11 protein-coding genes are annotated in these 12128 nt (G+C 57.5%); all 11 read right to left on the bottom strand.

All coding sequences use genetic code 11. The annotated features are described in order from the left end of the window. Positions 1 to 84: 84 nt before the first annotated feature. Positions 85 to 1308: an NADH-quinone oxidoreductase subunit D gene (locus WBC85_RS15830; protein WP_424439473.1), complete on the bottom strand. Its 1224-nt coding sequence runs from the start codon at positions 1306 to 1308 to the stop codon at positions 85 to 87. Continuing rightward, positions 1308 to 1916 carry an NADH-quinone oxidoreductase subunit C gene (locus WBC85_RS15825; RefSeq protein WP_424439470.1) on the bottom strand — a complete coding sequence of 203 codons (609 nt, stop codon included), beginning with the start codon at positions 1914 to 1916 and terminating at the stop codon, positions 1308 to 1310. The genes WBC85_RS15830 and WBC85_RS15825 overlap by 1 nt, the downstream gene beginning before the upstream one ends. Before the next feature lie 21 nt (positions 1917 to 1937). Further along, positions 1938 to 2471 carry a NuoB/complex I 20 kDa subunit family protein gene (locus tag WBC85_RS15820; RefSeq protein WP_424439467.1) on the bottom strand — a complete coding sequence of 178 codons (534 nt, stop codon included), beginning with the start codon at positions 2469 to 2471 and terminating at the stop codon, positions 1938 to 1940. Beyond that, positions 2462 to 2827, bottom strand: a complete 366-nt coding sequence (locus WBC85_RS15815) for an NADH-quinone oxidoreductase subunit A (protein WP_424439463.1) — start codon at positions 2825 to 2827, stop codon at positions 2462 to 2464. Before WBC85_RS15815 ends, WBC85_RS15820 begins: the two co-directional genes overlap by 10 nt. 315 nt (positions 2828 to 3142) lie before the next feature. Continuing rightward, positions 3143 to 3934, bottom strand: coding sequence for a crotonase/enoyl-CoA hydratase family protein (locus WBC85_RS15810; RefSeq protein ID WP_424439460.1), 792 nt, complete (start codon positions 3932 to 3934; stop codon positions 3143 to 3145). Then, entirely contained in the window at positions 3931 to 4797 is an 867-nt protein-coding gene (locus WBC85_RS15805) for a hydroxymethylglutaryl-CoA lyase (protein WP_424439457.1), read from the bottom strand. The genes WBC85_RS15810 and WBC85_RS15805 overlap by 4 nt, the downstream gene beginning before the upstream one ends. Beyond that, the gene (locus WBC85_RS15800) at positions 4794 to 5471 is read right to left on the bottom strand and encodes a glutathione S-transferase family protein (protein ID WP_424439454.1); all 678 of its coding nucleotides are present in this window, start codon (positions 5469 to 5471) and stop codon (positions 4794 to 4796) included. Before WBC85_RS15800 ends, WBC85_RS15805 begins: the two co-directional genes overlap by 4 nt. Further along, positions 5468 to 7414: an acetyl/propionyl/methylcrotonyl-CoA carboxylase subunit alpha gene (locus WBC85_RS15795; RefSeq protein ID WP_424439451.1), complete on the bottom strand. Its 1947-nt coding sequence runs from the start codon at positions 7412 to 7414 to the stop codon at positions 5468 to 5470. Before WBC85_RS15795 ends, WBC85_RS15800 begins: the two co-directional genes overlap by 4 nt. A 67-nt stretch (positions 7415 to 7481) precedes the next feature. Further along, positions 7482 to 9086 carry a carboxyl transferase domain-containing protein gene (locus WBC85_RS15790; RefSeq protein WP_424439448.1) on the bottom strand — a complete coding sequence of 535 codons (1605 nt, stop codon included), beginning with the start codon at positions 9084 to 9086 and terminating at the stop codon, positions 7482 to 7484. Beyond that, on the bottom strand, positions 9083 to 10660 hold the full coding sequence (locus WBC85_RS15785) for an AMP-binding protein (RefSeq protein WP_424439445.1): 1578 nt from the start codon (positions 10658 to 10660) through the stop codon (positions 9083 to 9085). The genes WBC85_RS15790 and WBC85_RS15785 overlap by 4 nt, the downstream gene beginning before the upstream one ends. 1 nt (position 10661) lies before the next feature. Continuing rightward, positions 10662 to 11828 carry an isovaleryl-CoA dehydrogenase gene (locus tag WBC85_RS15780; protein WP_424439442.1) on the bottom strand — a complete coding sequence of 389 codons (1167 nt, stop codon included), beginning with the start codon at positions 11826 to 11828 and terminating at the stop codon, positions 10662 to 10664. Between the last annotated feature and the right edge of the window lie 300 nt (positions 11829 to 12128).

Below are 12128 nucleotides of genomic sequence, written 5' to 3'. Positions count from 1 at the left end.
CCGCTGCGCCAGTGCCGCTCGTGGCAGGCACGTCAACGCATCCCGCAAGGGCCAAAGGCAATGCCACAAACAAGGCAAGATGCTTCATCGGTCAATCTCCCCGAAGACAACATCCATCGTGCCGATGATCGCAGCCACATCCGCCAGTTGGTGACCGACCGCAACATGATCCATCGCCTGCAAGTGCAAGAAACCCGGCGCGCGAATTTTGGAGCGATATGGTTTGTTCGATCCGTCAGCGACAAGGTAAACACCGAACTCGCCTTTAGGCGCTTCGACCGCACAATAAACTTCACCCGCAGGTACGTGAAAACCTTCTGTGTAAAGTTTGAAGTGGTGGATCAGGGATTCCATCGACGTCTTCATATCGCCGCGCTTTGGCGGGGACAGCTTGCCACGCGCCATCACATCGCCCGTGGCTTCACGCAGTTTCACAATGGCTTGGCGGATGATCGACACGGATTGTGTCATCTCTTCCATGCGGCACAGATAACGATCATAGCAATCGCCGTTCTTGCCCACGGGAATTTGGAAATCGAACTCGTCGTAGCACTCATAGGGCTGCGCACGGCGCAAATCCCATGCAAAGCCGGAACCGCGCACCATCACGCCAGAGAAACCGTAGTTCAGAATGTCCTCTTCCGTCACCACACCAATATCCGCGTTACGCTGCTTGAAGATGCGGTTCTCGGTCAACAAACCATGCATATCGTCCATGAATTTCGGGAATTCGAAGGTCCATGCCTCGATATCATCCAAAAGCGCATCGGGCAGATCCTGATGCACACCGCCGGGGCGGAAATATGCTGCGTGCAGACGCGCGCCGCAGGCACGCTCGTAAAACACCATCAACTGTTCGCGCTGCTCAAAACCCCAGAGCGGCGGCGTCAGCGCACCAACGTCCAGGGCCTGCGTTGTCACGTTCAGCAGGTGGTTCAACACGCGGCCAATCTCGGAATAAAGCACGCGAATAAGCGACGCACGGCGCGGAATTTCAACACCGCACAGCTTTTCAATCGCGAGGCACCAGGCATGTTCCTGGTTCATCGGTGCCACGTAATCGAGGCGGTCGAAATACGGCAGATTTTGCAGGTACGTGCGGCTTTCCATCAGCTTTTCAGTGCCGCGATGCAGCAGGCCGATGTGCGGATCGCAGCGTTCAACAATCTCGCCGTCCAGTTCCAGTACAAGACGCAAAACCCCGTGCGCCGCAGGGTGCTGCGGGCCGAAGTTGATATTGAAGTTACGAATCTTCTGTTCACCCGCAAGCGCGTCTACAGAACCGTCGTCAAACTTGGAGCCGTCCATCATTTCGCCTCCTCCTGTTTCTCGTCACCGGGCAGCACGTATTTCGCGCCCTCCCAAGGGGACATAAAATCAAACTGGCGGTATTCCTGAACAAGGCTCACAGGCTCGTAGACAACACGCTTTTCAACTTCGTCGTAACGCACTTCTGTGTAGCCGGTTGTCGGGAAATCCTTGCGCAGCGGATGACCACGGAAACCATAATCCGTCAGAATGCGGCGCAGATCGGGGTGACCCGAGAAGAGCAGACCGAACATGTCATAGACTTCACGCTCGAACCAATTGGCGCTTGGGTGCACATCAACGATGGATGGCACCATATCTTCTTCACGAACTTCCAGGCGCAAGCGAATGCGCTGGTTCCGGTACATCGACAGGAAATGGTAAACAACGTCGAAACGCTTGCCCCGCTCGGGGTAATCGACCGCAGTAATATCCACCAAGGTCGAAAAGCGGCAATTTGCATCGGTTTTCAAAAACTCGACAAACCCGACAATATTTGCCGGGGCCACTCTCACGTTCAGCTCATCGTGTTCAACCGCCCAACCCAAAACGCAATCAGGGCGTTTCAGCTCGATATGGGTGCCTAACTCTTGCAGCGCGTCGCTCATCAAAGTCTCCTCAAGCGCGCCTTAGCGCGCAATTGTTCCGGTGCGGCGCATTTTGCGCTGAAGTTGCAAAATGCCATAAAGCAGCGCCTCGGCCGTGGGCGGGCAGCCCGGCACATAGACATCTACAGGCACGATGCGGTCACAGCCGCGCACAACCGAATAGGAATAATGGTAATAGCCGCCGCCGTTCGCACAGGATCCCATCGAGATCACATAGCGCGGTTCTGGCATTTGATCGTAAACCTTACGCAGCGCGGGCGCCATCTTGTTGGTCAGCGTTCCCGCTACGATCATCAGATCGGACTGACGCGGGGACGCGCGCGGCGCTGTGCCGAAACGCTCAAGGTCATAGCGCGGCATAGAGGTGTGCATCATTTCGACCGCGCAGCAGGCCAGACCGAAGGTCATCCAGTGCAGCGAACCGGTGCGCGCCCAGTTGATGATGTCATCCGTGGACGTCAACAAAAAGCCCTTGTCCGCAAGCTCCGCGTTCAAGGCCTTTGTTGCATGCTCGCGATCGCCGCCAGCCGTTGCTGTTCCTGCCATCACTCCCATTCCAACGCTCCTTTTTTCCACTCATAGGCAAAGCCCGCGGTGAGGACCGCAAGGAAGACCATCATCGACCAGAAACCTACCATGCTCACATCCTTAAAGGCCACGGCCCAAGGGAAGAGGAAGGCAATTTCCAAATCAAAGATGATGAAGAGGATCGAAACCAGATAGAAACGCACATCGAACTTCATGCGCGCATCGTCAAATGCATTAAATCCGCATTCATAGGCCGACACTTTTTCAGGATCGGGATTGCGCACAGCGATGACGATTGCGGCGAGGATCAAGACCAATCCGAGACCAATAGCGACGGCCAGAAAGATAATGATGGGGAGGTATTCTCTTGCTATGTCTTCCACGAAGAACGGTTCCCTTCGGTTTTGAACGCACAAAGACGCGCCAAGATGACGTGTTTGGCTTGCAACGGGGTTTACCGAGACGCGTCCAGAGGGTCAACTAACAGGCAGCAAGAATTGAACGCATTCATCTTTATGCATATAGCTTGTTTTCAAGGGTTTACTGCCAGATGCATCGAAAATGCGGCAATTCGTCAGGATAATGCGTCCGCCGCAGCGGTGAATTAATAGCCCATCATGCGGATTCCTGCGCCCAAAGGCGGCGATTCCTTTATTTACAATCCGCTAGTCGCTATGGCGCGCCTGACTTTCGCGCCTCTATTCGCTGCGCAACCAGTTCGGCGCGCGCTTTTCAAAGAAGGCTGCAATACCCTCGCCCGACTCGGGGCTTTCCCAACGATGGGCTAGCGCCTTGATCGTATGCTCGATCACCTGCGTATCAATCGGTTTGCTTAGCGCGCGGATCAGGGCCTTTGCTTCGGCAACTGCCCCCGGCGCGCAGGAAAGATAAGGGCTTACCTCTGCCTCGATGGCTGCGTCCAGTTCATCCGCCGGCACGGCCTTCGCCAACAGCCCGAGCGTCACCGCCTCATCCACGCCAAAGCGGCGCGCAGACATAAAGACCCGCCGTGCATTTGCCGCGCCCATACGCGCAACGACATAAGGGCCAATCGTTGCAGGGATCAGACCAAGGCGCGTTTCGGTTAGCCCCATCAGCAACCCCTCTGCCCCGATTGCAATGTCGCACACGCTGGCCATGCCGACGCCGCCGCCAAAAGCATTCGCATGAATGCGCCCGATCAACGGTTGCGGCAACGTATCGAGCGCCTGCAACATATAGGCCAGCTTGCCTGCCTGCGCAGAGCGCGTCGCAGGATCCATCTCCATCTGCGCGCGCATCCACGCCAGATCACCGCCCGCGCAAAAGCTTTTGCCATCCGCCGCCAAGATAACCACCCGAATAGAAGGATCGCGTGCGATCTCACCTGCCGCTGCGGTCAGATCATCAAGCATCTGCTCTGACATCGCATTATGCTTGTCAGCGCGCGCCAAGGTTAACGTCGCAACGCCGCGCGCGTCTGTCTCGATACGGATTGTCTCGTAGGTCATGCTGTCGTCTCCGCACTGCGCAGCGCCTGCGCCATTTTTGCTGCCTGTTCCAAAATACCTGCATCCAGTCCGGTGGTGTAACCCAGATCGCGCAGGCGTTGATGCACCGCTTCGGTTGCAACATTACCCGCAGCGCCCGGCGCATAGGGGCAGCCCCCGAGCCCGCCAATCGCCGCATCAAACACACGAACGCCTTCTTGCAACGAGGCTTCGATATTCTCCAGCGCCCGCCCGCTAGTGTCATGGTAGTGCCCTGCAAGCCGTGCGTCCGGTACAGCATCGCGCACTGCGCGGAACATGTCTTTGATCTCGCTCGGGTAAGCGTGTCCAGTGGTATCGCCCAAGGACAGCTCGTAACAGCCCATCGCTTGCAATTCGCGGGCAACCGCAGCAACGCTCTGTGGCGGTGTCGGACCATCATAGGGACAATTCACCACGCAGGAAATATAACCGCGCACGGGAATGCCTGCGCCCTTTGCCGCTTCTGCAACGGGGCGGAAACGCTCCAGACTCTCCGCGATACTCGCGTTGATATTCGCCTTGGAAAACCCTTCGCTGGCAGAGCCAAAAATCGCAACCTCATCCGCCTTGGCCATGATCGCGCCCTCAAGCCCGCGCATGTTTGGCGTCAGCGCCGCATAGGAAATGCCATCTGCACGCTTGATACCGCCAAGCACATCTGCGCTGGTCGCCATTTGCGGCACCCATTTAGGGCTGACAAAACTTGCCACTTCGATACGGCGAAATCCGGCGGTGCTAAGCAGGTCCACCAGCGCAATCTTTTCCGCAGCGCTGATAAGGCGCTTTTCATTCTGCAAACCGTCGCGCGGCCCGACCTCGAATACCTCGACGAACCCGCTCATGCATCTGGATCCCAAGCAGGATAAAAGTCCTTGGTGTAGAGCAGAAAACCCTCATCAGGCAGGCTCTCTTGGAACGCCGGGCGCTCTTCCAATCGCTTGAACCACGCCGCAGTTGCAGGATGGTTATCCAGCTTGCAAAACTTTTGCGCCAGATAAACCGCCTGCCCGACGCTTATGTCCGCGGCAGAAAACCCGCTTGTCAGAAGCGTGTCGCGGTTTTCGATCGGTGTACTCAGGCGCGCTTCAATCGCGTCAAAGCATTTGGACAGCCGCGCCGCCTCCAGTTTCATCACCACAGGGCTACGCATGGCGTCATCATAAAGCATGATGTGCTGCTGGGTCAGCGCTGCCACATGTTGGCTGATCGTTTCAGCAAAATGCACCCAAACGAGCCAGGCCATACGATCAGGATTGCCAACCTCGCGCCCCAGCCCCGCGTCCGGAAAACGCTCGCACAGGTATTCCGTGATCGCGCCTGTTTCGAACATCCGCTCCCCGTCGATCTCAAGTGCGGGCACCCGCCCCGCCGGCGAAAGCGCCAGATAGGACGGATCGCGCAGGCTTTTATCGAAAGAGTGAAGCGCAATTCGGAACGGCACCTCAAGTTCATTAAGCAACCACAACGAACGCATCGAGCGCGTTTGCGGACAATGATGCAGGACGATTTCGCTCATGTCGCATTTTCCTCTTCCGGCTCAAAGCGCACAAGGGCTGCACCTGCTTCCACCTGACTATTCTCTGACGCCAGAACCTCGGCCACAACGCCATCACGTTGTGCAAGCAATAAATGTTCCATTTTCATAGCTTCAAGCACAGCAATGCGGGTTCCTTCGGTCACTTCTTGTCCGTTTTTCACAAATACTGATTTGACCAAACCGGGCATCGGCGCAAGCACCACGTCCAGATCTCCGCCGTTGCTACCCGTGCGATCCAAAGCATCGGGCAGGTCAAAACGCGCACTATTCGGTCCGAAAATATAAACGGAATTTCCTGCCTTTAGCGCCGCTTTGGGCGCGCGCCCGTCAAGCGTCCAGCGCGCGGGGCCGCGCGTTGCACAAACGGATCCAAGCGGCGTTTCTATCTGAACGCGCGTTGCGCTGTCAAAACGCAGTGTACAGGGAAAATCCTCCCCCCCGCTTTGCAGATCAATCCTGCGCGCCAGCGGTTGCCACAAGCTAAAGCCCTGCGCGCTGTTTTCGCGATCCAGATCCGCACCGCATAGCGCAGCGCTAGCCAGCACTTGCGACGTGAACGGGGCGCTCTGCGTCAATGCAGCCTGCTCGCGCGCGATAAGGCCTGTATCCACCTCGCCCCGAGCGAACCCCTCATGGCTTGCAAGCGCATGAAGGAAACCAAGGTTTGTTACCGTTCCTGCAACCTCTGTATCGGCTAAAGCCTTGCGCAGCTTGGACAAAGCAATCTCGCGCGTTGCGCCGTAAACGGTGATTTTAGCGATCATCGGATCATAGAACGGGCTGATTTCATCGCCCGTGCGCACGCCAGTGTCAGCCCGCACATCAGCGGGAAAACGCAAATGCGCCAGGCGGCCCGTCGCAGGCAAGAACGCGTTCTGCGCGTCCTCGGCGTAAAGGCGCGCTTCAAACGCATGCCCGTTCAGCGGAATATCCGCCTGCGCAAGCGGCAAGGCCTCGCCCGCAGCAACGCGCAGCTGCCATTCAACCAGATCAACACCCGTTATGGCCTCTGTTACAGGGTGTTCCACCTGCAAACGCGTGTTCATTTCCATGAACCAGAACCCATCCGCGCGCAAACCGTTGGACCCGTCGACGATGAATTCGATCGTCCCCGCCCCGGCATAGCCAATCGCTTCGGCCGCGCGCACCGCCGCATCGCCCATAGCTTGGCGCACCTCGTCCGTCATGCCCGGCGCTGGCGCTTCTTCGATCACCTTCTGGTGACGTCGTTGAAGCGAGCAATCGCGCTCAAAAAGATGAACTGCTTTGGTACCATCGCCAAACACCTGCACCTCAATATGGCGCGGTTTGGTTACGAATTTCTCAACAAGAACATCGGAATTGCCGAAAGCCGCTTTCGCTTCAGAGCGCGCGCTTTTCAGCGCCTCTGCAAATGCGCTTGGTTCCTCGACCAGCCGCATCCCCTTGCCGCCGCCGCCTGCGACGGCTTTTATCAAAACGGGATAGCCGATCTTTGCGGCCTCTTCGGCCAGCAAGTCATCATCCTGATCCGCGCCGTGATAGCCGGGGACGATTGGAACGCCTGCCTTTTCCATCAAGGCCTTAGCGGCGTCCTTTAACCCCATTGCCCGGATGGCACTGGCGCTAGGACCGATAAAGGTAAGACCCGCAGCCTCGACCGCTTCAACGAAGTCGGGATTCTCTGACAAAAAGCCGTAACCCGGGTGGATCGCCTGCGCACCCATGTCGCGAGCGGCCTGAATAATCACGTCGCCCTTCAGGTAACTGTCAGCTGGCGCAGAGCCACCGATATGCACGGCATCATCCGCCATTTCGACATGGCGCGCCTGTGCGTCCGCGTCCGAGTAAACCGCAATGCACCGCAGCCCCATGGCGCGCGCCGTCTGAATGATGCGGCACGCAATTTCACCGCGATTGGCGATCAATATGCAATCAAACATTTCGATTTACCTTTTTATATACAATATCTTGCGAGACATTCTTTATGTTTTGCATGAGAAATAACCCCTACATCCGAAACACGCCAAAGCGTGTCTCTTCAATGGGCGCATTCAACGCGGCAGACAGGCTTAGCGCCAGAACATCGCGGCTTTTGCGAGGGTCGATCACACCGTCATCCCAAAGCCGCGCAGAGGCATAAAGCGGATGGCTTTGCTCTTCGAACATATCGATGGTCGGCTGTTTGAACGCGGCCTCTTCATCCGCAGACCACGCCCCGCCTTTACGCTCGATCGCGTCCCGTTTCACTGTTGCCAACACCCCGGCAGCCTGCGCGCCGCCCATGACAGAAATGCGGCTATTGGGCCATGTCCACAAGAAACGCGGCTGATAGGCGCGCCCCGCCATCCCGTAGTTGCCCGCCCCGAAAGAGCCACCAACAAGCATGGTCACTTTCGGCACAGAGGTGGTCGCCACCGCAGTCACCAGCTTTGCGCCGTGACGCGCAATGCCTTCATTCTCGTATTTGCGACCGACCATGAAACCGGTGATATTCTGCAAGAAGACCAGCGGGATTTTGCGCTGCGAGCACAGTTCGACAAAGTGCGCACCCTTTTGCGCGGCCTCGGAAAACAACACGCCATTGTTGGCAATAATCCCGATCGGGCACCCCTTCACATGGGCAAAGCCTGTCACCAGAGTTTCGCCGTACCGTGGTTTGAATTCGTCAAACCGCGATCCGTCCACAAGCCGCGCGATCACTTCGCGGATGTCATAAGGCGTGCGCAGATCGGCAGGGACAACACCGAACAACTCGGCAGGATCATAGGCTGGCTCTTCAGCGCTTTGCCATTGCACGGTGCTTGGCTTTGCACGGTTCAGATGGCTCACAGCGCGGCGCACAAGGGCCAAAGCATGGGCATCATCCTCGGCCAGATAATCCGCAACACCAGACAGGCGCGTATGCACATCGCCGCCGCCCAAATCCTCAGCTGTTACCACCTCGCCCGTTGCGGCCTTCACCAAAGGCGGGCCAGCAAGGAAAATCGTGCCCTGCTCGCGCACGATGATGGTCACATCACTCATGGCAGGAACATAGGCACCACCTGCCGTACACGACCCCATGACCGCCGCGATCTGCGGTATGCCCTTGGCGCTCATCCGCGCCTGATTGTAAAAGATGCGCCCGAAATGATCGCGGTCCGGGAAAACCTCGTCCTGATTGGGCAGGTTCGCGCCGCCGCTATCCACCAGATAGATGCAGGGCAGATTGTTTTCCTCGGCGATCTCCTGTGCGCGAAGGTGCTTCTTGACGGTCATCGGATAATAGGTGCCACCTTTCACAGTGGCATCGTTGCACACGATCATCACGTCATGGCCTTCAACCGTGCCGATCCCCGCGATCACACCCGCGCTTGGCGCGACATCGCCGTACATGCCATGCGCCGCCGTTGCACCGATTTCAAGAAAGGGCGAACCCACATCCAGAAGATTTGCCACACGGTCCCGCGGCAACATCTTGCCGCGCGCCACATGACGCTCGCGCGACGCTTCCGGGCCACCAAGCGCTGCGGTGCTGGCGACCTGTGCGATCCGTGCGAGCGCCTCTTCATGGGCCGCGACATTGGCCTGAAACTCTGCCGAGCTTGGCAGGGCTTTGCTGGTCAGCTTCATAATGATGTCTCCATTTCGGCGCATGCACGCGCTTTGAGCTCTTTACGGATGACCTTACCAGTGACGGTCATGGGTAGTTCATCCAGAAAGGAAATTTCTCTTGGGTATGAATAGGATGCAAGTCGTTCTTTAACGAATGCTTGAAGATTTGTTGCCAACTCGTTACTTGGCGCGAAGCCCTCTTTCAAAACGACATAGGCTTTGACGATCTCCGTGCGCAGCGGATCGGGCTTACCGATCACACCAGCCGTTGCGACAGCCTTATGCATCAAGAGGCAGTCCTCGATTTCAGCCGGGCCAATGCGATAACCAGAGGAGGTAATCACATCATCCTCGCGGCCGACAAAGCGCAAATAGCCTGCATCCCAAATGCCGCGATCCCCTGTAAGCATCCAATCACCGCGAAACTTTTCTGCCGTCTCGAGAGGTTTGTTCCAATACGCCAGCATCATCGAAGCCGCACCGCGTCTGATAGCGATATCGCCTTCCGTTTCGCTTTCGGCACCTTGCTCGTCCAGGACCGCAATCTCGAACCCCGGAACCGGTTTGCCGATACACGATGGTCGCGGCTCAAACAGCGTTGACGCAGAGGACGCGGTCATATTGCATTCCGTCTGGCCGTAGAATTCATTGATCGTCAGCCCGAAGGCCGCCTGCCCCCAGCCAAGCATTTCCGCGCCCAATGGCTCGCCGCCAGAGGCGACGCTGCGAAGACCCTCTATGCGCTGGTCTGCGGCTTTGAGCATGCGAAGCGCCGTGGGAGGAAAGAAAACGTTGCGCGCGCCGGAACGCGCAATCACCTCGGCGCAGCCCTCGGGCGTAAACTTTGGCAAACGCGCCGCCACGACAGGCACCCCAAGCGCGAGGCCCGGCATCAACACATCGAAAAGCCCGCCAATCCATGCCCAATCGGCCGGGGTCCACAGAATATCGCCGTCTTGGCCCAGAAAATCATGGCTCATTTCGACGCCGGGCAAATGCCCCGTCAGTATCCTGTGACCGTGCAATGCCCCTTTGGCCGCGCCCGTGGTGCCAGAGGTATAGATCAATACGGCAGGATCGTTTGGGCCTGTCTCATCGGCATCGGGTGCATTCATGTTGGCTGGCAATTCAGCTTGCGTGATTGCCTCAACCCCCAAACCGTTAAGCATTGCCGCACCTTCGGTATCGGTGACAGCCACCCGCAAACCTGCATCAGCGACGCGCGCCGCCAATGCCTCTTGCCGAAACAACTTGAACAATGGAACCGAAATCGCCCCCATTCGCCAACAGGCAATATGCGCTGCCGCCGTAAGGGGCGATTGCGACAGCAGCACACCGACACGATCACCGCGCGTGACGCCCTGCGCCACCAAAGCAACCTGAACGCGGCGCGAATGCGCCCACAGCTCGGCGTAGCTGACATCGCGGCGCGCGCCGTCTGTCAGATCAATGATTGCCGTCTGCCGCCCATAGCCCTTTTCAGCGGACTCAACCCATTTATCGCAAACCTGCGCAGCCATGTTTAGCCTGGCAGGCACGTCCCAGCGGAAACCCGTCCTCAGCGCGTCATATGAGCGACCGCTTTCCAGCATCTCAGCGCGCCATCGCCCCCATCAGCTCGCGCCCGATCAGCATACGGCGGATTTCGGAAGTACCCGCGCCGATCTCCATCAACTTGGCATCGCGGAAAATACGCGCAACAGGGCTATCATTCAGAAAACCGGCACCGCCCATAGCCTGCACGGCTTGATGCGCGACAACCATTGCCTCTTCAGAGGAATAAAGCACACAGGCCGCAGCGTCCTGGCGTGTGACCTGCCCCTTGTCGCAGGCCTTGGCGACCTCATACACATAGGCGCGCGACGTGTTCATTTTCGTGTACATATCCGCGATCTTGCCCTGCATCAGTTGGAAATTGCCGATGCTTTGACCGAACTGCTTGCGCTCAACCATATATGGCATGATTTCATCAAGACAGGCTGCCATGATGCCCGTGCCAATGCCCGACAGGACAACGCGTTCATAATCAAGACCGGACATCAGGACGCGCACGCCCTTGCCCTCTTCACCCAGAACGTTTTCAAACGGGACTTCGACGTTGTCAAAGATCAACTCGGCAGTATTGGAGCCGCGCATGCCGAGCTTGTCGAAATGGTTCGATGTGCTGAAACCCGTCATGCTTTTTTCGATCAGAAAGGCAGTCATGCCCTTGGAACCCGCATCAGGATCGGTTTTCGCGTAAACCACCAGCGTATCGGCGTCAGGACCATTGGTGATCCAGTATTTATTGCCGCTCAAACGGTAGTGATCGTTGCGCTTTTCCGCGTGCAGCTTCATCGACACCACATCAGAGCCTGCATTGGGCTCTGACATCGCCAGCGCACCGACCTTTTGACCCGAGACCAGATCAGGCAGGTATTTCGCCTTTTGCTCGGGCGTACCGTTGAGGCTGATCTGGTTGACGCAAAGGTTGGAATGCGCGCCATAAGACAGCGAAACAGACGCCGACGCGCGCGCGATTTCCTCAACCGCGATCACATGCGCCAAATAGCCCATGTTCGAGCCGCCGAAGTCTTCGTCAACCGTGATGCCATGCAGACCAAGCTCGCCCATTTCTGCCCAAAGCTCGGGTGGGAAGACGTTATCTGTGTCGATTTTTGCCGCCATCGGCTTTACGCGCTCCTGCGCCCAGCGGTGGACCATATCGCGCAGGGCGTTGATATCTTCGCCCAGATCAAAGTGCATGGAATGGGTGAACATGGCGTTGGCTCCCGATTTATTGAACGCTTGTTCAGATAATGCAGAACAGGAATGATTCCGTCAAGCCGCGCGCGCAATCAAGACGACACGTTACTTGGCCCGCGGCGGACCGGGGCCAGCCCCGGACCCCGGGACATTTAAAGAGAGAGGAAGCGCTTATGCGTATTGCGCGCCCAGATCAGCCTTGGCGCGGGTGATCCAATGGTCCTTTAACCATAGGCACGGTTTGGAATAGCGGATGATCTGGCCCGTGTATCCCGTAAGCGCATCGCTCATCTTGGGGCGTCCGTGAAAGCAGAC

This window comes from Planktotalea sp., from assembly GCF_049680325.1.
GTDB lineage: Bacteria > Pseudomonadota > Alphaproteobacteria > Rhodobacterales > Rhodobacteraceae > Planktotalea.
This window is presented reverse-complemented; position numbering and strand designations above follow the sequence as displayed.